This window comes from Nocardia ninae NBRC 108245 (genome assembly GCF_007990755.1).
Taxonomy (GTDB): Bacteria; Actinomycetota; Actinomycetes; order Mycobacteriales; family Mycobacteriaceae; genus Nocardia; species Nocardia ninae.
Window position 1 is genome coordinate 29,290 of sequence record NZ_BJXA01000042.1, and the last position, 21,293, is coordinate 50,582.

Consider the following 21,293-nt stretch of genomic DNA (forward strand, 5'->3'; position numbering starts at 1 on the left):
AACCTCACTTCAATTCGATAGCGTGATCCCGCTCCGGAGTTGGGTCCGGGATCATTCCAGCCGCCCGGTACTGGGCGATCATCGCCGCATTCTCAGCGGCAGTTAGTGACTCGATATCGGGGATAACCCGAGTCTCGGGTGCGGGTGTGTCGATCGGCACCCAGGCCGACGACGCGTTCCACTGCGACTGTGGACCGGCCGCAGGCTTCTGGAACTTCTTCACCTGGAGTTCCGGATGGTGCCGAAACCCAAGCTCGTACAGATGTTTTGACCATCCACGGAGAATGTCCGGGTGGGTCACCATCGGCGCACCGCCGACGTTCGGCAGATGGATCAAAGCCCAGAGCGCATGTTCCTCCGGGCTTTCCACATCGCAGTTGTCTTGGCTCGGAATACCGACGCTCACACAACCCCTAGCTGCTGTAGTGCTGACAGAATGTCTCGTAGCTGATCGAACGCGGCCATCATCGGGTCTTCTGGTTCACGATGGCCGATATCTATTTGCCAGCCAGACGGCCCGTCCGAGGTGTACTCATACGAAATCTTGGTGACGCGCTCGACGTACACCAGGTTTTCCGGCATCCCCAAAACCGTTGTGCCGACTCGGTCTCCTAGCCAAAAATCCCCTTGGCCTTGATCACCTAACCGGTATGGCACCGAATCAGCGATCTTTACCGAATGAGCAGTTCTCCGGCGCGACGCCCAGAGGCCAGCGCGGAGGGCCACCAAAGCGGCCAAGGTATAGGCGCGGTCCCCGCCCCCGGACCCCCATCGCTCGTAGTAGTGGGTCCAGCCCAATTCTTGTGCCCGGGGGACGTCCTGCCACGATTGAAATGCGGCGACCACGTCGGTATACAAAGGCCGCAAGATCATTTCAACGGCCGAGCCAATTTGTGATTGAGTGATCAAAGACCCAAGGAATCCGGCCACCGCAATGATCGTTGCCCCCAGGGCCTCATTCACGCCGGGGGCGGAATGACCACCGATGACTACCTTTGTATCAGTGGCCTCGTAGTAAATAAACTCAGACGACTCGATACCGGTATATGGAGACTCTTCGAACACAACCCAGGGAGCCTCGGCCATGGTGCCGCGGAAGGTCGGATCGTAGTACTCATCTGGGAAGTTCGGGTTCGCGACGAAGTCGCGGTTCTCGGTGAGGCCATTGGACCCGATCGAGGTAACCATACGAACCAGGCCATTGATCAGATCGCCGTCAAAGCTCGTACCATTCGTCCAGGCGCTTTTGTCTTCGATGCCGAACACGAGGCACCCAGGCTTCAGCTTGGCACCCGGCCATGGAGGGGGATCGCCGGGCAGATACCGGCGTGCTTCGATGTGGAGTTGGCCGTCCTGAAGGATTTGCTTGGCGACATCGTGGAACGGTTTGAATCGAGAGAACACGAGCGCGAAAACGGATCGGTCGTTGAGAATCGAGAACGGCTTGACCACCATCGACCACGTTGTCTGATCGAAGTTGAACCATTTCGACGGATCGAGCGGATCGTCCGGAAGTGACCACCACGATCCTTCTTTTCTCATGACGGCGAAAAGAAGGGTTATACACAAACTCCACCGCGCAGGCCCAAACGCGGCCCATATTTTCGGGAATTGCAGCTCCGGGGGGAGCCAAGGGTTCGAAAATATAATCAGGTGCTTGAGGTGCTCATAATCATGGAGAAATGACACCTCAAGGTAGGTCCGGCCGTCTTTTTCTTTGACGACCTTGTAGTTGTCCATGGCGCCGGACCAACGCGCGCCCTGTTTATCGAACGTCACCATCACGTTCTTTTTTTGGCGTCCCCGGTGGTTGATGATCCATTTCGCGATGTAGTGCGACAGGGACAGCTTGAGGTAGGCGGTGCCGGTGTCGTTCTCGACAAAGGTGAACCCGTGGGCTAATTCGCCGACTACTTCACCGAACAGGCGCATGTCGCCGTCCCAGATCCGGATCAGTGCCTTGCGAAGCCGATCCTGGACCCACTGCGCCTTACGAGCTTGGATCTGCCGGTGGACCTCGTTGAGGTCGACAATGGTTGACTTCACCAGAGCCCCCACGGGCGACTCCACGGCCTTTTGAGGCGGAGCTGGATCTTCGCGCCGACCGGGGCTTGTGCGATGGTGACGGGCAGCTGGGCTTTGCGCGTGTAGGGCGGGATCGGGTGGCGGAACCGCACACCGGCCATCCGTGCCCACACCTGAGAGCCCGACCACGACACGATCTGCGGGGATCGAGGGTCGACATCGACCTCGATGTCCTCGCCCTCAATGAGGCTCGGCATGACAATCCGCCGGGCGCCGAAATCATCGCTGTGCCAGGAGAAGTCCGGCAGGACGACTCGCGACGGTGCCGACACCAGCCACATCGGCCAGACCGGTTGATCGGTCGGATTGAGCTCGGCGAGGTCGAACTCATGGGTCACCGCGGCCGGATTGACGTCTCCGTCCTTGATGAGAGGCGTAGTCGTCAGGTCGCGGTCGAGAACCCATTCGTGGACGCTCTCTTCGCCGTACCAGAACGGGTCTCCGGCGATGACCGTCATCAACGTGAGGTTGAGCGGGTTCAGCGTCGGGTCGGTCGACATGTCGACCAGCGGCGATTCCCCCAGCCGAACCGAGAGGTAACGCCGGCCGGAATCGGTGGTCACCCACAGCTTGCAATCCCGCTCGAACGACCAGGCTTTACGCCACTCGCTGTCGCGGTCCAGCCACGTCCGGCCGGGCTCTGGATCGTTCAGGATCTCGACGCCGAACACGATGTCTCGGCGCATGATCTTGTGCGCCAGGTATCGAGCGCCCGGCAGGTTCGCCGGTTCCTCCCACACCGTTCGCACGGGTGGGTCGTAGATTCCGTCTAGAGAAGTCCCGAGGTAGACGCCTTTATCCCCGGCGTCGGGGCCAGCGAGCGTGAACGTTTCACCGTTCACGCCCTCCAGCTCGACTACAGTTTCGATTTCTATCTCCCGAGGTATTGGGATTTCTCTCGGGTCTTGCGGTTGCGTTCCATCGCGTTCACCTCCTCTACGGAGGACACGTTGTAAACGATCTTTGCTCCCTGTTCGAAGAGCTGAGGGAGGAAACCGGACCCATTGATCCCGAGATCAGACAAGAATTGCTGCTTGGTGGACTCCATGAAGTCCTTGGGAATATCGTTGAACTTCGCCTGCTCGGCGGCCTTGTCCCATTTGCCGCCGATATCTTCGAAGCCGAATGCCTCACCGATCTGGTTTGCGGCAGCGCGAAGGGTTTTCTGTAGGACTGTCAGCCCGTCTTCGACACCTTCATTCAGATTCAGGGCCAGCTCTTTGCCCTTGCTCTTCATCTGATCGGTAGGAATGGCACGCTCGATCTGCTTGGAGAACTCAGCCTTGACGGCAGGGCCGTTCTCGGCAACTCCGGCGGTGAGTTGTTCGGTGGCTGATTTCTTGGTCTTCTTCGCCGTGTCCGAAATTTGCTTACCAGCGTTATCGATGGCCCCGACCATGATGATCAAGCCCAATTGTCCGGTGTCTCCGAACACTTCCTTTGCGGCCTGCATGAGTTGGGTCGCCGCGTTAACGATCGATTTTTGCTGGTCGGTCATTCCCTCAGCGAATGCTTCGCCTACCGATTGGCCCGAATACAGAACCCAGCCTTGCCCCGAGAAGGGGCCTTCTTTCGCGGGCGAGAACGGAAAGAGATCGCGAATTGCGCTTAGCCCACTCTGAACCGCGCCCTTCGCTGACTCGAACGCGCTATTGATGCCGCGGATGAAGCCGTCTATCAAAGCTTTACCTGATTCGACCAGGTAGCTACCGATATCGCCGAGGGCGTCTTTCGCTTTCTGCGGAAGATCCCGGAACCATTGCGTAAAGTTGTCGGCTGCGTCCATCAGGAACGTCAGCCAGCGCTCAAGGGTCCGTCCGAGGAAGTTGGTGGTTTCGTTCCAGGCGGCTTCCCAGTCGCCGGTGAAGATCGCTTTCCAGGTGCGGAAGGTCGTCACAAGCCCGTCGAGGACTGTGCCGACTATTCCCTTGATCAGGTCGAACACTGTCGACACGACCGTCAGCAGAAATTCGATTGCCGGGACGGCTACAGTGAGAATCGTGCTTGCGAAAGCGCCGATATGCGGTAGGGCGCGAGTGAACCAGTCAAGAAACTGGATCAAGTAGGGAAGAATCGCGATTACGATATCGAGTAGCTTCGGAAGCACCTCGCTGATCAGCTTCTCGAAAATCGGTGTCAGTTGCGGAAGTAGCTGGATCATTTGATTGACCCATGCCTCGGCGAATTCGACCAATTTTGGAATCAGCGGTTCGAGCTTGACCAGAAAATCGGCGAAAACCTTGACTAACTGAACAAACAGCGGCATAATTTGCGGAAGCGATTTGGCTAGCCCGTCAGCGAAAACTACCGCCAATTGGGCGAGCCCGGAAACGAGCCCAGGCAGAATCGGAGCCAAAGCATCGATCGCCTGAGCGAAACCGGTTCCAAGCGAGACCGCGATTTTGCTGAACGCCTCGGTCAATTTTGGCAGGCTGGGCTCCAACGCCTTGAAGGCGGGCAGCAGGGCATTATTCAGGCTCGTCGCAATGGGGTCGAGAAATTGCCCGAAAATTCGAATGGCTTCGACCAATCCGTTCCCGAGCAGATCCATCAATTTAGTCAGTGACGGTGTCATTTTCTCGAGGATCGGCCCCAGTGAATCGAAAATCTGCGATCCGATATTGAGCAAATTCGAAGCGAAAGACGTGAAAAGAGGCTCGGTCCGCTCGAAAAAATCTCCGAAAGACGCCATGAAGTCGCCGAGCGGCTTTCCAATTGTGCCCATGGCGCGGGCGCCAGCCTCGAACAATTTATTGAACATGACACCGAGGCCGTCGAAAGTCTGCGAAAGCCCGGTGAACATCTGATCGAAAGTTCCGTCAGAGGTGAGCCGCTGAATCAGGGCGTTGAAGTCCTGACCGAATTTATTGAGCGACCCCGAAAGTTTGCCGAAGTTGCTCGCACCGGACTCGGCCATCGTCAGGAACGCCGACGTCATGTCGACGGTGAAGCCGGTCAGCTGGCTGAAGAACTGTCCGGTCTTGGTGAGGATGGTTTCGATCTGCGCCATACCGCGCGCCGAGGTCACGACGTCGGTGAAGCCCTGTGCCATGTCGGACAGCCCGTTGACCGTCGCCTTCAGGCCCCGGTCCAGGACGTCGAAGATTCCGGAGTCCTTGATCTGCTGGAAGATCGGGGAGAGCCGGTTTTCCCACTCTTGCGACAACGACGCCTTCAAGGCGTCGATCTCGGGACGCAATGTTTGGGCTGCACGTTTGATGCCGTCCATGCCCAGTGCGATGGCGGCGAACGCCGCGCCAGCGGCAGAGACCAACGCCGGGATACTGCCGAGCAGTCCCACGATCAGACCCAGGCCGGGGGAGGCAATCGCCGCGACCAGCAACAGGATTCGGCCCAGGGTGAAGAACCCTCGGCGGATCTTGGTGATCGAGGTGTTGAACGAGTTGGTAATTCTGTTGTCGATGTCGTCGCCGACGCGGCGCACGTTCTCGCGATGCCGGTCGACCTCACGGTCGACTTCGCGCCACTGCTCGCCATAACGGCGGACGCGTTCGATCTGGTCTTCGATGTCGCGCCGCAGCCGCGCCATGGCTTCTGGGTCCATGTCAGCGCCGAACCGCATACGCGTGGCGCCCTCGGCTTCTCCGATGAGGCGGTGCAGCTCGCGCCGCAGCAGGTCACCGTCCGGGGTGAGCGGAATCCGAGCCCCTGCCGCGCGGGCGGCCTGGCCCAACTCGCGCCGCATCCGGTTCATGAACTCGCGGTCGAAGTCCGGCTCGACAGGAACAGGAACGCGCGGCCGTTGCCGGGTGTTGCCCACCGCGTCTTCGAATCCGCGGGTGTCGGGTACCACCCGGACGCGGATTCGTAGGGTCCGCTCCATCCGCTCGATGAAGCGGTCCAGGCTCTTGCGGAAACCGTCTGTATTAGGAACGACGCGGACTGAGATCCGGTCGACCTCTGTGCCTCCCGGCCCGGCCATGCGTACTCCTAACCGGAGCTGGCAGCGGTCCTAGCGCGGCGCATCAGCTCGGCGAACTGGTTTGGTTTCGAGGTCCGCCGGGTTTCTGCCTCCGGCGTCGGAATCGGTTCCGGCGGTGCGGGTCTGCGCTTCGCGTGAGCCGAGATGTAGAGGTAGGACAGTTCGCGTATCGCGTTGACCTGAGCGACCGCGAGATAGCGGTCCTCGTCCCACCCTCTGTATTGCGGGCCACCCCGCCATGCCGCGACGAAGGCGGCATCGTGCGGCAGGTGCGCTATCAGCGCCATACACCGCCGCGGACTGAGCCCGGATCCGGCGACGAAGATGTCTCGAAGGTCCAGGCCGTAGTGATGCTGGAAGTCGGCTAGAAGCTCCTCGCCGTACCTGTCGATCAGGCCGGCGAGTTCGAGGCTTCCCCCGGCGAGGTGGCCTCCATCCACCGCTGAAACACCCGCTGCAACAGCAGCTCGTCATCACCGATCTCGCGAAGCAGTTTCACCCCGCCGGTTTCGGCGGCAAGCTTGATCACCTCGCGCATACTCGCCAGCACCGGTTCCAGGTCGGCGTCCTCGTCCTCAGCGTCGATCTGCATGGACTTCAGATGCGCCTGTACCTTGTCGCGGTCCTTCTTATCCAGACGCAGCAGGTTCCGGAGCACGACCTCCGAGCCGTCGCGCAGCGGGATGGTGACCGGTGCGAACTCGTTCTCGATCTCCTCACGAAGCGAATCGAGCGTGAAAAGTGCAGCCATGGCGAGCCTTTCAGAAATAGCGGAAGAATGCGGCGGGCACAGAGAAACCGAAGGGTGCGGAGGCCCGCCAAGAAGACCGCACCCCCCGAGCTCTATTCGGCGGGGAACAAGTCCTCGTTGATCCAGGAGTAGAGATCCTGATTGCCGAGCTGGAGGAACGTGGCGCGAACCGGCAGAGTCGCGAAGTCCTCACCCGAGAGCTTGATAGCTTCATCGCGCCGGAGATTCGCACGTGGCACGTAGTGACCTAGCCGTACGTCACCGTCGACAATCAAGGTCAGGATCGCCTTTTCGTTGACCGGCGCAGACCCGCCCTTCACACCGAACACACCGGCCACGGTCGAGTTGTTCTTGCCGTAGTACAGCTTCAGCCCCGAGCTGTCGAACTGCTGGAGCTGCATGGTCATGTGATCGGAGATCGCCTCTTTCTCGACCTCGCGCAAAGCCTTCTTCTGCCACGTGCCCTTGGTCTCGGTGTTCCCGCCCTCGTAGGCCATCTCGGGCAGGTTTTCCAGGCTGGTGTGGCCGATGATGTTCCAGCCATTCGGCGCGGTCGTAACCGCCGCTGCCACAGCCGGGTTGGTGCCGCCAATCAAGCCGGTCGAGCTCAGCGTCAGCGAGATTGCCTTGCCCTGGAGGCGTCCGGCGAAGGCGAGCACTACCGGGGTCGCGTTGATCGGCCCACCCGACACATAGATCGCATTACCAGCGCCGATGCTGGGCAGCGTGCCCAGCAGCTCGGCAACCTTCGCGCCGCTGGCGTCCCAAGGGATCTCGACCGCGGTATCAGTGGTCGCGCCCTTCGCGGTGAACTTGCCGCCGGTCGCACCGCCGGACATCGTCAACGTCTGTACCTGACTACCGAAGGTCAGCGGGTCGAGTGTCTTGAGAGCGGCCGGGGTCGGGGGAAGAGTGCCGGGCGCGGCAACGTAGATGTAGCCAGCGCCAGGTGTGATGACGGCGTGGTCGTTCAACGCCATAGAAAAAGGCTCCTAAGCAGATTTGCGCGGCGGCCGAAGGCCAAGCCGGATCAACCCCTGAACGCGCCAGCTGTCCATGTAGAGGGACGAAAATTGCGTGGCGCCCATGGTTTCGAACACAGAGTTCAGATATCCGTGCTCGGTGAGTACTTGACGCTTGGCCGCGTCGTACAGAGCGGAAAGCGCATCCTGGTAAAGGTCTTCTGTCTCGATCAGGCCATCGACCGTGTACGCGGTCATCTCGATCACCGGCGCGGACAGATCCTCCGGGCGTTCCAGGTTCCGGAATCCGCCCAGGGAGCGGATGTTGATCATCGGAAACTGGCGATAATCTAGATCCTCAACCCAGCTACCGACCTTCACGGCCTCCGGCAGGGCGGCTCGAAGGATCGGAATGACGACGGCCTGAATGCGTGGCATTCTTCGTGTCATCGCGCCTTTTTGGGTAGTTTCTCCGCGAGTCCAGCGGCTCCGGTGATGATGTACAGGCCGGGCGTGAGCTTTCCGTCCTTCGACACATGGCCGAACTCGATTGCCGCAGCGGCCTTTTGCTTGCCTTTGGTGTCCACGAGATTGACGAAGCTGTCGACGTCGCCGTGGGTCACCGTCACTTCGGCGTGGCCTTGGTGGCGATGCGCTGCAAGCTTGGCTTTCGCCCGGTCAGCGACGTCACCAGCCGTGTCAGCGACAGCCTTCACCACGCCTGGGAGGTTCGAGATGAGCTTGTTCATCCGTGCCTGAGACATGACGACGCCCACTAGAACCTCCTGATCAGATAGTTGAGATGGGCGGTCCGGCGGCTTCCGTTGAAGCGCACTGCATCGCCAAACAAGGCCCAGCGCTGCCCGTTCCATTCGATCTGCGACTGCGCCCCCAGCGGCACACCGTTGTTGAACCCCCGTAGGAACCGAACTCGGTACAGCTGCTCGGACTCATAGCCCTCGTTGTCCTGTTCGGTGCGTCGCGCGCTGGTGCCGGACTGCGCGGCGCTGCGAACCATCGCCCGCGCCGGGAATCCGACCTTCGCCGGTCGCGTCTTGGTATTGCCGTCCGCATCGGTAACGACCTCTTCGGGGTACACCACGACGGACTCATTTGCCTTGTCCAACAGACTCATACGTCCCGCCAGAACTCAGGCTCGGGCCGTGCGCCGAGCGGCGGCCACGGCAACCGTGGATGGATCAGGAACACACGCTCAGTGACTCCGAGTAGCGACCACTCGTAGTCCAGGATTTCCAGCCGGCCGGTCGCCTCTTTCCAGTTGAGCTGGTATGAGTACGAGCCGTCGACTTCGCCGGTCAGAGCGTCCGGGTTGCGGACAACCCTCATGACGGCGTTCGCTTCGACCATCACGACAATGCCGGGGTCGATCTGACCGGCTGTGATCAGTTCGTCCAGATTCTTGATCCTGGCCCTGATCAGTAGCTCAGCATCGTTAAGGAGTGTCGCTGCTTGGGTCGACTCGTCCGGCGTCAGGGGCCTTCCGAGGCGACTTGCTACGTCCGCTGGTACGGCTCGCGCCACTGGTCACCTCCTGGAAACCGGAAAACTTCAACTGTTCGCCGTACTCGTCATCGACTTCGACATACGAGCCGAGTGGATGCTTCAAAAGCATGTAGATGTCCTCCCCGCCGGGAGCGCTGAAAGACGTTCCCGGACTGACGAATTCGGGTTATGTGGCGGTGACGTTGTCGAACTTGACGAACGCCTGCTTGTCACCGAGGACCCAACCGAAGGTCACCTCAACAAGCAACGCGGCCTGGTTGGTCTGCCACAGGTTCACGGTGTTCGTGCCGTCCGAGATGGACGCGGTATCGGTGAACTTGTAGCGGATCGAATCGGCGAAACCGATTCGCAGCTGGGAGAAGTCACCACCGATCACACGAAGACCGGTGTCGGCCGCCGCGCCCAACTGGCCCGAGACGGCGCGGCCGTAGTAGGCCGGGAAGCCCAGCACATCGGAAACCTGCGCCGACAGGTCGATAGCACCCGGATTGAGGGTCTTGCCCGACATGTCCCGTGCCGCGGCCTCTTTGACCAGGGTCGAGCGGAATCGGGGATCGACAGCCCAGCCGTTGAATTCGAAATCTGGGTTGTTCGCGACCAGGTCATAACCCGCGAGCAGGTCTTCGTACACCGTGCCCGGCGACACCAGGAACTTGACCACGTTAGTGGTGTTCGCGATGACGTTGGTGGTATCGATGCCCTGGAGCGAGGTACCGGTAAGCGGCTGCTTGCCGTGGAACACTGCCAGGTCGATACCGCGACCGATCGCATACGCGAGGTCTGTGCGGATCTGGTCGTAGAAGCCCTGCGGGTTGGTCTTGGCGAACTCTTCCGAGAACGTGACGATGGTTGCGATCTTGATCGGCTGGAAGCTCTTCGAACTCCAAGCGGTACCCGAGATCGGCTTAACGCCACCTTCTCGCTGGGCATTGGTAGTGCCGGTGCCGACCTGGCCGACTTCCGGGCGCTTGGTGGTGACCGGGATAACGGTCTCACCGAAAGTCACCGGGATAGGCGAACCCAGCCGCAGAGCAAGCGAGGATTCCTGCGCCTTCTGAAAGATGGGGCCGGTGATCGTCTTCGGCAACAGGTTATCTGGGACATAAGCCAGACGGCCCTGGTGATTCGCGGCAACGTTGGGAGCAAGTTCGTTGATCTGTGCCATGGAGGCGGGAAATCCTTATCGAATGTTGTTCCGCAGAATCGCGCCGAAGACATCGGCAGCGGATTCGACCGACGCACCGCCCATTCCCTGGGTCGGGTCGGTCGCGGAAGCGGAGACGGGGGAGCCGAGTAGCGTCTTGACGGTCTCGGCGTGGGCCTGCAATTCCTCAGCGGTAGAGCCCTGGAGCAAGCTCGCGAACTGTTCGGCGCGTTCGCCAGGAACGCCGGCCGCCAGTGCGGTACGAAGCCGGAGAAGATCGATCGATGCCGCAGCGGCCTGATCAGCCGCGGCCTGCTTCTCGGCATTCGCGGTGTTCAGCTGCTCCGCGACCGCAGCCTGAGCGGCCGTCAGCGCGGTGTTCAGCGCATCGTTCTTCTCGATGCGGTACCGCGCAGCTTCGGCGCGAACGTCGGCAAGCTCTTTCTTCACCCAGTCCGGGACATCGGCCTGATTGGTGTTCTGAGGGCTTGCACCCTGGTCTTGGACAGAGTTGTCCTGGGCAGGGTTTTCGGTTGACAAAATGCCTCCTGGGCACACAAAACACACTCGCCTGGAGTGTGAGAGTCAGAAAGAATCAGGCAGCGTCAGGAAGTTGTTCCGAGCCGTCTTTTTTGAGCCGCTGATATCCGGCTTCTACAGCACGACGAAACGCGTTCACCGCGTCTCGACCAGACTTACCGTCCGTCGTGTCATTCCAAAGTCTCCGTGCCGCCAGATAGTCAGCGCGGCCGGGCCAGTTCTTGCGGTCGAAAACGGGAACGACCTTGCACCGGCAACCGGTGTGCCATTTCCGCATCATCAGACGCATCTGTTTGTCACGGCCTTCGCCGAACAATCGAATCGCCATCTCGTCGGTGCCGTGGAAACCGGCGTTCGAGGCAGACCCATAGGTAGGGCCACGGCTGACCATCATTTGGCAGAACCCGCACGGCTCCGCGCTGGTCGTGACCCGTGCCCACCCGACTACCTGTTTACGGCTTCGCTCGCTCGGCCGGGGTGTGACGCCCGGCGCGGGAGCAGATGAGCCCTTGGGTTCGATTTCGCGGGGTGGATCTTCCGGTCTGTCCGGCTCGGGATCGGCATTGGCTGCGCCGGGGTCGGTTTCAACCGCGTCGATGATTGTTCGGCGTCCTGCGCCTTCAACGACTTTCAGCGTCCGCAACGTGACTGCGTCGACCGCTGAGCTAGCAGCGTCCTCCTGGGACATCTTCCGTCGCTCGGGCTCCATGTCTTCGCGGAACCAATCGGGGCTGTAGCCGGGCAGCTGGACGTCATGGCGCGGTGCGCCGGGCAGGTGCTCGGCGCGCTGGGAATCGTAGAACCGGCGGGCCAGCTCGGCGGATTGCCGTCGCGCCCGCTCGATCGTCGGATACAGCAAGCGGAGCAGCAGCTCCCAGTCCAGCATCGACATATCGGTGCTTTGGAACTGTTTGGTCAACAGGTAGACGGTCGCCGCGGATTGCACGTCGATCTGGCGTTGCGCTTCGGCGTATTCGTCTACGTTCACGCAGCCGCCTTCTTAGGTGGCGAGGCGTTCTGCGGTACGGCACTAGATGGTCCCGGCTTCACCGGCTGACCGGGTGGTCCCGGAACTGTTGGTGCGGCAAGCATCTTCGCCAACTGCGAGGCAGATGATTCCTTGTCCCAGTCGTCCATCTGTTGGCGCTGCTCATCGGTGTAACCCAGTTCGATACGAACCATCTCCACCGGAACGATCGGCCGTCCGTCCGCAGACTTCGCGGTGGCAAGCTTGGTGTAGGCGTCTGCCTTCGACGCCAGAGTGGGCGTACTCGGATCCCGCCATACGGCTTCGAGCCGCCGGAAATCCTCGGGCACATCCCTTTTCATCACCCGCATTGCCAGACGCATCGCTCGCTCCCACGAGCCGCCGAACTGGCGGGCGGTCCGCTCGACCGTCTTGACCAGCCGGATCTCCGACGCTTGGATAGCCTCGGCCGACGCCGGGTTGTCGGAGTTGAACGCAAGGTACTGGGGCGGAAGACCGGTGTAGCTGGCGAACTGTCGGCTGAGTTCACCCATGACATCGGTGAAGTTCCGCAGATCGGCGGCCGAGAACTGAAACGCACTGCCGGCCTCGTTGGCGAATGCCGCCAATCGGCCGTAGTACATCTCCTCCAGCTCGGCTTTCGAGCCGTTCGGGGCGATCTCCGACTTCTCGACACCGAACACGAGCCGCAGCGGAACGGCCATCAGTTCCTCGGCGGCCTGGAGGTTCATCATCAGCCTCGCGGCGGCGTCGGTCACCGCGCGGATTTCCGGCGTCAACACCGAGGTGCCGTAGCGGTTGGACAGCTTGGCGCCATGCACGATCGGCACCACGGGTACTTCGCCGAGGTTGTGGGGGATCCGTTGCTCAGTCGTCCACTGCGATGCAGCGCCCTGCGCGCGGACCAGCAACAGCGTCTCGTTCGGAAGGAGAAGTGTTGCCCGCTCGGGCTCTCCAGTGGCTTCCCTGGCCTGGTAAATCCGAAGTGCGCGGGTCACCTTGCGAGTGCGCGGGTCCATCTCCGCGTACATGCTCAACGGAGACTCCAGTCGAATGATCGGGGAATCCTGATCATCGTCTTCGCCTGGCGCTGCGACCGTGATGTAGGAACGCCCGTAGATCAGAGCGTCCATGTGGCCGAGCGAAGATTCCTCATCGAGCTCGTTGTCCTGCCACCACTGCCTGATGTCGTCCAGCCCCTCGTCCTTTCCGGAGAGACGAAAGTCCTCCAGGTCGAGACGTTGTTCGAGTGCTCGCAGATACAGCGCGGGCCAACCGATGTCCATGCGGAGCCGGGCCATCTCTGGCGGTGTCGCCATCCCGAGCGTCTTGAGTCTGTATTTGCTCTCGGCGTACTCGGCGGACTCCTTGAGATCCGGTGTAGCGGCCGATAGCGCGTTGGTGAGGTGGTTGACGTGTTCGTCTGTCGTTGTCAGGCCAGGATCACCGCCCCTCGGCCTCGGTTCTTCTTGCTCATCAAAAAGTCCTGCCTGCTGCCAAACGCCAGCACGGCGCACACAGCGGCGTCGATCTTGCGGCCGCTGTCTTTGCTGGCTTTGCGGATGCTGATTGCGTCATAGGTCGTCGGGTGCCGACGAGCGTTCAAAATGTGTTGGCGCAGAATGCGGTTGCCGTCGTGGATGACTTCCTTCTCCAGCACCGCGTCAAGGAATCGCTCGCAGTCGAGAGCGAAACGCTTCTGTTGTCCGCGCATGTCGAACGCGATCGGATGACCGGGCGTCGCGTTGACCTTGATTTTGCGTCGATAGTCGCGAGACCAGATATCGACGTATGCCTCAAATTCTCTTACGTCTGCGCGCATCCCGACGACGTCGTATCGTTCGAACGCGCTTCGTACAGCCGCGTCGACATCGTCTCGCGGAACCTCGCCGTTCGGATGGTCGGCTGGATCCCAGACGTTGAGCAGGAACACCGCGCCGTCCTCGATCCGGCACGCCACCAACGCTGTGTGGTCGTTGCTCTTGGAGCCGTCGAACCCCAGCGTGATGCGATCGTTCGCCTGGAGCTGCACGGTCCCGTGAAGCCGGTCCCATTCGTGTGGAGCAATCCAGCTGTCTTCGCTGGCGTTAACTTGGTTCAAGAACTTGCGGCGGCTCTCGCTGACCGGGCGTCGCCGGTCCAGCATCGACGCGATAATGACGTCGAGATCCAGCCAGACCGCATCACCGCGGGCTACCTCCAGCCCGGCCCGCAACCGGGCTACACCTGTCGCGTATCCCTCCGGGTCCTCAATCGGGGAGGGAATCTCGGACAGGGGAGTGTCAGCAGGCGCTTCAACCGCGTCGTAGAGCAGGCCGGTATCAATTGCCTTGCCTGACAACACATCCATGTAGGCGTCGTGATCACGCTCGCCAACCGAGTCTTCGCCTGGGACGTGTGCGTTGCAGATCGAAAGTGCTCGGCAGCTTCCATAGCTGGCCTTGTCGACGTTTCCGGCGATGACCTCGGCCATTCGGTGGCCGTTGTTGGCTTCGACCCACCACTGAACTTCATTGAGGATCACGAACGTTGGACGTTTGCCCTCAAGGCTCAGAGGTGAGCTGGTAACGCCTTCGATGATTCCGCCGTCTGCCGAGTAGATGACGGTCTTGTTGATGTCGAGCTTGAATTCTTCTTTGAGTCGCTTCGACGCCATAGCCGGAAATAGGCTGAATGTGTTGCGTGTCTGGTCCAGCGAGACGGCCGCACACTGAATCCAGGCTGCGTGCCGCTTCTTTCCTACCGGGTCGCCTTTGGTGTTCCAATGCGAAAAAGCTACTGGCCCACAGAGTTCGGCAAGGGCGAGCGCGGCTGACACGGGGTCTTTGCCCCACCCCTTGAGCCTTCTCAGGACGCCGGATCGATACACGAACTTGCCGTGCTGATCGATGGCGTACCACCACACGATGAACCTGATCTGCTCATCGGTCGGCATGAACGGTGTTCCGGCGTTCGGTCCGCCGGGTGTCAGAACGTATTCGAACAACCAGGCAAGGACTTGCCAGCCCAAGGTCTTCTCGGGGAGGAACCATTGCCCGTTCCCATGTTTGCGCCACGTCGGGCCGTAGATATGGGGTGGGGCGGGTAGGAGGTCTTTGTGGTACTCCACCCGCCTCCTTTCCTGGATTAAGTTGGAATAGAGCGAGCCAAGGTCGACGCCATGAGCTCAACGCCCTTGAACGAGGGATGGATGGTGTCGCATGTCAGGTCGGCGGGGAGTGCAGCCGCATCGACCTGGGTTCGCATCGCTGCGTCGAAGTCCACGAAACCCGCTGCGCCGTATGGCAAGCTCGCTAGCCATTCGTTGGCAGCGATTCGAGTCGAGTTGCCCGTGCTCGATCGTGGGATCGTGGCACCGAGGTAGATCGGCTTCTCTCCGATCGTCGCTCGAATCTGCGCCATCAATGCCGCAATATCTGCCTGGTATTGGGCCAGCGTCCGGCCACCCGATGTGAAGTCGTTGCTACCGGTGGCGACAATCGCACCGTCCAGCTGCGCCGCAGCAAGATCCATGCGCGAGAAGAATTGCGGAAAGTTGGTCGGCAAGTACTGAGAGGTCATCATCCCCGCCATGGACATGTTCACGGCCAGCGCGCTGTTCCTCGCCGCCCACTGATTGGGATAGTTGCGCCAAATCGGTTGCGGGACGATGGTTGAATTGGTCGTACCCCGCGACCCCATTACTCCCTCTGCGATGGAATCTCCGATGTACAGCCACGCCGAACGTGTTGTGACAGTTTCGTACTCGATGATCAAATCCAATGGGATGCCAGCAGGAATCGTGGAACCCGCTGTCACTGTGGGGTCGAGCGCTGAGGCGACTGAGGTCCAGTAGAAGCACTCGCCGATGGTCAGGCCGATATTGGTAGACGACGCCACGGTATAGGCGATGGCAAGCAGGTACTCCAGGCCCGCCTGGAGCTGTTGCGCGGGGTCTGTGACCCATGGAGAGGCGTAAAAGCCCCCGTCACCGGGGATTGGGAAATCGGTAGCCACGATATTGAAAGCGGCATTTCCAACGAACCCGCCTGTGCGGGAGGTGGTTCCGGAACCGGTCGTAATTCGGGCGGCTTCTCCAAGCCGAATACCTTTGCCGGTCAACACCGGCCTGGCAGAACCGGTCATGCCGTAGTTGCGGGCTCTCACCCGCCACCGGGTGGAGGAGACCGGTAGTCGCACCGAGGTACGGAAGCCCGCCTGGGTGTTGACCGTAATCGGTGTCGTCGCGACGGTCTGGTCCATCCCACCGTTGCAGTAGGGGATGATTCGGGTCTTCTCGGCCGCGTACGCGCCCGCGATGCCGTCCTCAATGTGATTCATTCGAGCCGCCGATATCGGCGTAGTCTTTGACGGGGGATCGTTTTCCCACGCCTGCTTCACATAGGGCACTTACGCTCCGGGATAGAGGGTTTCGGAAGGAAACAGCGATTCGGACGGGTACGGGACGGACGGCCCCACCGCGGCGGTGATCAGGTATGCCTGTGCGCTACCGGGCGCGGTTACAACTTCTCCGACGACGGACACCGCGCCTTGGAGCGGAAACGCCTGCGCGGCGCTACCGGCAGCTGAAACTTCTACGAGGGCTCCGGCAGCAGGCGCGACAGAGGACGCCATCGCGACGGCCCGGCCCAACTCCAGGTTTGCCACGACGTCGGCGGAGATGTGGGCGAGGACAGGGAAGCCTCCTGCGGTCGCTCGACCCGCAGTGATGGACACCTCCACGCCGGCCGACCCTTCGACCGGGGTACTGGCGGCCATCCCGGTCGCCGTGGACAGGTGCACGACCGGCGCCACGCTCGGGACCAGCGCGTGAGCGTTGGCCGAGCCCGCCGCAATCTGGAGCTGCACGCTCGGCCCAGCTGCCGCGATGATCGGCAGTCCTGAGCCGCCAGCCTGGCTGACACCGAGTTCCACAAGCGCAGAACGGGTTCCGTTCCACAGCAGCCGATCGCCGAGCCACACGCGTGTCGCGTGTTGGTTGTCGCGACCCCGCACGATCCGGTACGGCTCAACGCCGCGACGACGGATCGGCATGGGCTAAGCCACCGTGAAGGTAAGCAGCCCTGCGGCATTCACTTTCGTCGTGAACGTCGAGTTGGTGGACGAGATGTTGCCGCCGAGATCGCCGTAGGCCATCAGTGGCTTGTTCGGCGTGCCATTGTCGACGTAGATCACGGCCCATTTGGCCGTGATAGTCGAGTTCGGCCACGATGGGTCATCGAAGTCGATGGTGATCGTGTTCGATGCCGGGTCATAGGCCCACGTCAGGTCTGCAACCGTCTGTCCGCCAGCGGTGTAACCCGGGCCTGTTGCCTCGCTAGCGACGTGCGCGAAATACTGGTGCGTGTCCTGATCAGGCACGTAAGCCGAGCCGCACAGGGCGAGCTTGACAGGATGGCTGTTCAGATTGATTTCGCCTGCAAAGAGGGACCGCGTCAGTCGGCCGTAGATTTTGGTGACTTCGCCAGCCAACGAGACTCCTAGTAAGTGAGGTAAGTAGTGTTTGGATCGCGCGCTGGCAGCGCCGTGAATTCGGCCTCGGTCATCCATACGATGCGATCGACACCGCCCGCATTGCGGACGTAGTCGCTAAGCCCCGTGGAAGGCGGCAGTGGCAGGTGAGCATCGAGGAGATCCCACAACTTCACGGTGCCACCGGTATCAGGCACGAGGATCGGATAGACCTGGTTGCCGATCGTCACATCCGCGGGTCCGGGATCGAGATCCGGCGACGTGAAGCTGCCGTCCGGCAGAATCTCCACCAGGTGGTTGTATCGAATGACGACGCCTGACCCCGAATGATCCTTGCGGATATCGCGGGCAGTGAACGCGATCTGCCGAACCGCTCGAGAATGCCCGATGTCGATGATGCGGTCAGCGATGATCGTCACGCGGCGTGCTTCTCCAGCGCGTCAAGTCGCCGCAGAACCTCGGCGAGTGCGTCCACCACGGTCTTGTCGCCGAGTTGCCTCCAGCCGGTGTACTCGCCCGCGTCACGGGCACCGTCGCCCGCCAGCTGCTCGCGAATGTCCTTGACATCACTACCGATCGGGCCGACGTAGCCGACGATGAAGTCTTCGATGTGCTTGACTTCTGCTGCGCTCAACGGCGCATCCTCCCTGTCAATGAATGCCTGGACATCGCGGCGAAACGCGCGCATGTCGATGCCGGCCGGGTCGATTTTTCCTTCGCTGCTGTACTCGCGATGGGCGGCGCAATCGCTTGCGTCCCTGCCGATTCGGCGCAGAATCGCCGCACAGCCACGCTTGTAGGCATCCAGCTGCTCGGGTGTCCAGTCGCTACCGTCACCGCGCGAAACTGCCTCAATGCCAATCGTGTGGTAGTTCGCGTTGTTGGTCGGCCAACCGTCCCAACTACCGAACCCTGCGTGCCAACAGACGCCGACCGCGATCACGCGAAATGTGCCGTCACGCTCCAAAACCAGCTGTGCCAGAGGGCCTTCCAAATCGGGTCGGCCGAACTGGACGATGCGCCAGTCCTGGCTTCCGCCTCCAGCGGTGTGATGACAGATGACACCGCGAATGTCGCGGAAGTCGGCGTGCCCTCGGCTCCGCCAGCCATCGTGTTCGATGACTCGCAAGCCCTCCTCGCGGAGGACATCAGCGAGCCACACCGGATCACCGGTCCAAGACATGCAGAATCCAATCGAAATAGCTTGTTAAGTAGCCGAAGGGCCGAAAGATGGTTAGTGCCCGTATCTGTCCGGGCCGACGACACCCCGAAATTTGTCCCCCTCGGAGCGGGTGCGTCTGTTGCTGGGGGCACCTAACGTCCCCAACGCCTCATCTTCTATGCCGCGTGGCTATCGCGGGGTCGGGTACTTGGCTTCCTTGCGGCACGACCGTTTTCCCCATTGCTGATGCCCCCAGAATCGAACCAGGATCTTGCGGTGCAACCGTCCGCTGCTCTACCAGTTGAGCTAGACATCAAAGACAAAACAGCTCCGGAGGGACACCCTCCTCCGGAGCCGGAGCACGGAACCGTGCTCTAGACCGAGACCAGACGGTCACACGGCCCTAACTGCCCGCCTGAACTCGCTGACGGAACATCTCGGCGATATCGACTACTTCCGCGGCCTGGCCGCCACGCTCGACCTCCAGACGTACTCTGCGCCTGGCGCCCTCGGTCACCAACAGGTCATTGAGCATCGACTGAACGACCGAAAGAACCTGACCGTTCACCCTCGGAGACTTCAACAGGCCGTCGAGAAAATGCATTGTGAGACGGGCCATCTCCCAGTCCGATGGCTCGTAGTAGTCGGCCTGCGCCGAGTGCCGCAGCGACTCGTACAGGTCCATCACCAGCCCGTGCGGGGCAGTCAAATCCAGATCCGGAATCGACACCACGCCAACCGCGGCTACTGTGTCGATCGGCCCGTCCGGCTTGTTGCGCCGGACCCTTTGATCGGACCTTTTAGGAACAGGGCCACGAGCGCCCACACTGACCTCCTGGGTCTGACGGGCTCCTGTCCCGTCAATGACATAGCGACCCAGGGTGACGTTCGGTAGGGCGAAACCTCCGGGCTCTCAACTCGCGCCGTCGCGCAACGCTGGCCGCTGCGCCCTCGGCGGCAGATTTGCGGCCATGGCACGTCGTGCACACGGCTCTGAGGTTGATCAGGGAGTGATCGTTCCCCGGGCGTATGTGGTCGACCTCTGATGCCTTGTGCAGGCAACCGGCTAGGCCGAGCTGACACCGTTGTTCGTCGCGTTGCATAACCGCGGCCCGCCTAGCGGGCCAGTCGGCCGGTAGATCGTGACGTCGGTTGGACTTATACCAACTCACACCAGCAGCGGCAGGACCAGCGCAACGATGGAAGTAGCCACCTTCGCGACTTCAAGCCACTGTTCAACAGACAAACCGAACACCGAATCATCCTCTCTTCGGCAGCGGCCTACCTACGGCCGCTGTCCGGCCGGGCCGAGCCGAAGGCTCAGCATTCCCTTGGCGGCGTGAGGAAGCCGAAGGCTTCCGAACCGTTAGACCGGTCGAAGAACGGCCCTTGAAGGCCGTTCCGATCGGTTTCGGGACCGCCCGTAGAGGGGCGGTCAACCGGTCCGGCCGAACCGGCTTCACGCCGGCTCGGGTCGGTCGATCGGCCGACCGTTCGGGGTCGTCGTTCGGGACTACGTCCCTCTCTCCTACCCCTCACTAGTAAGTAGGTGACCAATTCTCCGAAAACCGTTGTTCGTACGGCGTCTAGTGGCGCAGCTCACACAAACTTTCTCGGCGACCTGGGAGTTTCCGGCATAGCTAGCCGATAGCGAACTTCCATACCCGTACAGGAACGGGCAGCCGCAGTGACGAGCCGGTGCCGGTGGGGGCCGGGGGAGGGTGCCCCCTGGGGTACCGGGGGTGACGCGACGCGCGACCGTAGCGGCTCGACTGTTCGGCGGTCCAGGGATCTCGATGTGCTATGCGCCACAGTCGAATTCATGTTGACATGCACCACCGGTATACGTAAGTTCGGTGCTGTGAATGAGACACAGACCAGCCCGCTAGCCATGCTGACCAGATCCGAGCAGTTCCACCTGCTCGGCGAGTGGCACAGCGTAGGTAAGTACCGATCTATGCGTCCGACCTTTCAGGAGCAGCGCGACCACGCCGCGTACGAGACCGGGTACGTGTTCGGTCTTCTGACCGGCGAAAGCCACCAGCTCTAGTCCGACTGCTACGGAGTGCGCCGGAAGGCGCGCCCCTTCCTAGGGAGATATCAACGTGCACAACGGATCTCGAATCATCCGCGCCGTAATAGCCGCTACCGTCTTGGTCAGCGTTCTGTTCATGGCCGTTATCGTCTGGGCAGGGCGACAAGTCGGTGACGATGCTGCCGACGCTTCCCCCTCGGTCACCGCGCCGCCCTTCCCGCTCGGGTGGCTGACGAAATCGACGCTGTACTTGCCGAACGGCGATACGGTGCCCGACCTGTACGCCGAACTTCCCCCGAGCGCGGTCGAACCCGCTGTTCCGGAGGGCTCAGCGCTGTTCGACTGCCGAGTGGACGGCAACCAGCTCTGCGGCGTAGACGCCTACGTCACCGGCCCGTACGGGGAGCCTATGCGGGTCGCTCCGGGCTACTGGGGCTATCACTGCTTGGGCGAGATCGGCAACCCTGGCGCGCGGGCAGCGCTCGGCATGGTCGAAATCGAGTGCCAGTGAATACAGCACTGCGGCACGTCGACTACCCGCATTGTCCGGGCCAGCTGTACATGTGCTTTGCCTGCGAGGCGGGCGAGTGTGTGTGCGATCCAGCGACCGACGCGGGCTGCGTGTCGGATGAGTGCCTGATCACCGCCTGATCACCCTTTAAACGGTCCCGGCGCGTCCTTAGCGCG

The 21,293-nt window shown here is 61.4% G+C and carries 25 protein-coding genes and 1 tRNA gene; 2 read left to right on the forward strand and 24 right to left on the reverse strand.

Annotated features, from left to right (window positions below):
* Positions 1-4 precede the first annotated feature (4 nt).
* The 24 genes from NN4_RS26460 to NN4_RS26575 all read right to left on the reverse strand — a co-directional run bounded on the left by NN4_RS26460 (position 5) and on the right by NN4_RS26575 (position 19,674).
* Positions 5-406 (reverse strand): phage gene 29 protein family protein, encoded by a 402-nt coding sequence (locus tag NN4_RS26460; RefSeq protein WP_147136849.1) that lies wholly within the window; start codon positions 404-406, stop codon positions 5-7.
* On the reverse strand, positions 403-2,058 hold the full coding sequence (locus NN4_RS26465; RefSeq protein WP_246181089.1) for a Gp37-like protein: 1,656 nt from the start codon (positions 2,056-2,058) through the stop codon (positions 403-405). Before NN4_RS26465 ends, NN4_RS26460 begins: the two co-directional genes overlap by 4 nt.
* Positions 2,043-2,927 (reverse strand): phage tail protein, encoded by an 885-nt coding sequence (locus tag NN4_RS26470; protein WP_246181090.1) that lies wholly within the window; start codon positions 2,925-2,927, stop codon positions 2,043-2,045. The genes NN4_RS26465 and NN4_RS26470 overlap by 16 nt, the downstream gene beginning before the upstream one ends.
* A 29-nt stretch (positions 2,928-2,956) precedes the next feature.
* The gene (locus NN4_RS26475; RefSeq protein WP_147136855.1) at positions 2,957-6,028 is read right to left on the reverse strand and encodes a phage tail family protein; all 3,072 of its coding nucleotides are present in this window, start codon (positions 6,026-6,028) and stop codon (positions 2,957-2,959) included.
* A gap of 8 nt (positions 6,029-6,036) precedes the next feature.
* Positions 6,037-6,468, reverse strand: a complete 432-nt coding sequence (locus NN4_RS26480; RefSeq protein WP_147136858.1) for a D site-binding protein — start codon at positions 6,466-6,468, stop codon at positions 6,037-6,039.
* Positions 6,420-6,779, reverse strand: coding sequence for a phage tail assembly protein (locus tag NN4_RS26485; RefSeq protein WP_147136860.1), 360 nt, complete (start codon positions 6,777-6,779; stop codon positions 6,420-6,422). Before NN4_RS26485 ends, NN4_RS26480 begins: the two co-directional genes overlap by 49 nt.
* Positions 6,780-6,871: 92 nt before the next feature.
* A complete protein-coding gene (locus NN4_RS26490; protein WP_147136863.1) occupies positions 6,872-7,753 on the reverse strand; it encodes a phage tail tube protein in 882 nt (293 codons plus the stop codon).
* An 18-nt stretch (positions 7,754-7,771) separates the two neighbouring features.
* The gene (locus NN4_RS26495) at positions 7,772-8,179 is read right to left on the reverse strand and encodes a phage tail termination protein (protein WP_222595166.1); all 408 of its coding nucleotides are present in this window, start codon (positions 8,177-8,179) and stop codon (positions 7,772-7,774) included.
* An 8-nt stretch (positions 8,180-8,187) separates the two neighbouring features.
* The gene (locus NN4_RS26500; RefSeq protein ID WP_147136869.1) at positions 8,188-8,517 is read right to left on the reverse strand and encodes a DUF5403 family protein; all 330 of its coding nucleotides are present in this window, start codon (positions 8,515-8,517) and stop codon (positions 8,188-8,190) included.
* Positions 8,517-8,876, reverse strand: coding sequence for a hypothetical protein (locus NN4_RS26505; protein ID WP_147136872.1), 360 nt, complete (start codon positions 8,874-8,876; stop codon positions 8,517-8,519). The genes NN4_RS26500 and NN4_RS26505 overlap by 1 nt, the downstream gene beginning before the upstream one ends.
* Positions 8,873-9,283, reverse strand: coding sequence for a Gp19/Gp15/Gp42 family protein (locus tag NN4_RS26510; protein ID WP_147136875.1), 411 nt, complete (start codon positions 9,281-9,283; stop codon positions 8,873-8,875). The genes NN4_RS26505 and NN4_RS26510 overlap by 4 nt, the downstream gene beginning before the upstream one ends.
* 148 nt (positions 9,284-9,431) lie before the next feature.
* Positions 9,432-10,430: a phage major capsid protein gene (locus NN4_RS26515; RefSeq protein ID WP_147136878.1), complete on the reverse strand. Its 999-nt coding sequence runs from the start codon at positions 10,428-10,430 to the stop codon at positions 9,432-9,434.
* 15 nt (positions 10,431-10,445) lie between these two features.
* Entirely contained in the window at positions 10,446-10,949 is a 504-nt protein-coding gene (locus NN4_RS26520) for a hypothetical protein (RefSeq protein WP_147136881.1), read from the reverse strand.
* Positions 10,950-11,004: 55 nt separating this feature from the next.
* On the reverse strand, positions 11,005-11,937 hold the full coding sequence (locus tag NN4_RS26525) for a VG15 protein (RefSeq protein WP_147136883.1): 933 nt from the start codon (positions 11,935-11,937) through the stop codon (positions 11,005-11,007).
* Positions 11,934-13,373, reverse strand: coding sequence for a phage portal protein (locus tag NN4_RS26530; RefSeq protein WP_147137008.1), 1,440 nt, complete (start codon positions 13,371-13,373; stop codon positions 11,934-11,936). Before NN4_RS26530 ends, NN4_RS26525 begins: the two co-directional genes overlap by 4 nt.
* Positions 13,370-15,046 (reverse strand): terminase large subunit domain-containing protein, encoded by a 1,677-nt coding sequence (locus NN4_RS26535; RefSeq protein ID WP_147136886.1) that lies wholly within the window; start codon positions 15,044-15,046, stop codon positions 13,370-13,372. Before NN4_RS26535 ends, NN4_RS26530 begins: the two co-directional genes overlap by 4 nt.
* Positions 15,047-15,063: 17 nt before the next feature.
* Positions 15,064-16,326 carry an SGNH/GDSL hydrolase family protein gene (locus tag NN4_RS26540; protein WP_147136889.1) on the reverse strand — a complete coding sequence of 421 codons (1,263 nt, stop codon included), beginning with the start codon at positions 16,324-16,326 and terminating at the stop codon, positions 15,064-15,066.
* Complete coding sequence (locus tag NN4_RS26545; protein ID WP_147136892.1) at positions 16,327-16,971, reverse strand: hypothetical protein; 645 nt, start codon at positions 16,969-16,971, stop codon at positions 16,327-16,329.
* 3 nt (positions 16,972-16,974) lie between these two features.
* A complete protein-coding gene (locus NN4_RS26550) occupies positions 16,975-17,409 on the reverse strand; it encodes a hypothetical protein (protein WP_147136895.1) in 435 nt (144 codons plus the stop codon).
* Between the two features lie 8 nt (positions 17,410-17,417).
* Positions 17,418-17,828 carry a phage upper tail fiber protein gene (locus NN4_RS26555; protein WP_147136898.1) on the reverse strand — a complete coding sequence of 137 codons (411 nt, stop codon included), beginning with the start codon at positions 17,826-17,828 and terminating at the stop codon, positions 17,418-17,420.
* On the reverse strand, positions 17,825-18,592 hold the full coding sequence (locus tag NN4_RS26560; protein ID WP_147136901.1) for a peptidoglycan recognition protein family protein: 768 nt from the start codon (positions 18,590-18,592) through the stop codon (positions 17,825-17,827). The genes NN4_RS26555 and NN4_RS26560 overlap by 4 nt, the downstream gene beginning before the upstream one ends.
* Positions 18,593-18,814: 222 nt before the next feature.
* Positions 18,815-18,887, reverse strand: a tRNA-Asn gene (locus tag NN4_RS26565).
* 87 nt (positions 18,888-18,974) lie between these two features.
* On the reverse strand, positions 18,975-19,397 hold the full coding sequence (locus NN4_RS26570) for a phage terminase small subunit (RefSeq protein WP_147136904.1): 423 nt from the start codon (positions 19,395-19,397) through the stop codon (positions 18,975-18,977).
* Positions 19,398-19,431: 34 nt separating this feature from the next.
* Positions 19,432-19,674: an HNH endonuclease gene (locus tag NN4_RS26575; RefSeq protein ID WP_222595167.1), complete on the reverse strand. Its 243-nt coding sequence runs from the start codon at positions 19,672-19,674 to the stop codon at positions 19,432-19,434.
* A gap of 758 nt (positions 19,675-20,432) precedes the next feature.
* Here NN4_RS26575 and NN4_RS26580 point away from each other — a divergent pair.
* A complete protein-coding gene (locus NN4_RS26580) occupies positions 20,433-20,621 on the forward strand; it encodes a hypothetical protein (RefSeq protein WP_147136910.1) in 189 nt (62 codons plus the stop codon).
* A 121-nt stretch (positions 20,622-20,742) separates the two neighbouring features.
* The gene (locus tag NN4_RS26585) at positions 20,743-21,117 is read left to right on the forward strand and encodes a hypothetical protein (RefSeq protein WP_147136913.1); all 375 of its coding nucleotides are present in this window, start codon (positions 20,743-20,745) and stop codon (positions 21,115-21,117) included.
* Positions 21,118-21,293: the final 176 nt, after the last annotated feature.

What these genes read in the sequence shown, in the direction of transcription:
- NN4_RS26475 (WP_147136855.1), bottom strand. Translation starts at nt 6,028, where the DNA reads ATGGCCGGGCCGGGAGGCACAGAGGTCGACCGGATCTCAGTCCGCGTC.
- NN4_RS26485 (WP_147136860.1), bottom strand. Translation starts at nt 6,779, where the DNA reads ATGGCTGCACTTTTCACGCTCGATTCGCTTCGTGAGGAGATCGAGAAC.
- NN4_RS26495 (WP_222595166.1), bottom strand. Translation starts at nt 8,179, where the DNA reads ATGCCACGCATTCAGGCCGTCGTCATTCCGATCCTTCGAGCCGCCCTG.
- NN4_RS26505 (WP_147136872.1), bottom strand. Translation starts at nt 8,876, where the DNA reads ATGAGTCTGTTGGACAAGGCAAATGAGTCCGTCGTGGTGTACCCCGAA.
- NN4_RS26515 (WP_147136878.1), bottom strand. Translation starts at nt 10,430, where the DNA reads ATGGCACAGATCAACGAACTTGCTCCCAACGTTGCCGCGAATCACCAG.
- NN4_RS26545 (WP_147136892.1), bottom strand. Translation starts at nt 16,971, where the DNA reads ATGCCGATCCGTCGTCGCGGCGTTGAGCCGTACCGGATCGTGCGGGGT.
- NN4_RS26560 (WP_147136901.1), bottom strand. Translation starts at nt 18,592, where the DNA reads ATGTCTTGGACCGGTGATCCGGTGTGGCTCGCTGATGTCCTCCGCGAG.
- NN4_RS26575 (WP_222595167.1), bottom strand. Translation starts at nt 19,674, where the DNA reads ATGCAACGCGACGAACAACGGTGTCAGCTCGGCCTAGCCGGTTGCCTG.
- NN4_RS26585 (WP_147136913.1), top strand. Translation starts at nt 20,743, where the DNA reads ATGGCCGTTATCGTCTGGGCAGGGCGACAAGTCGGTGACGATGCTGCC.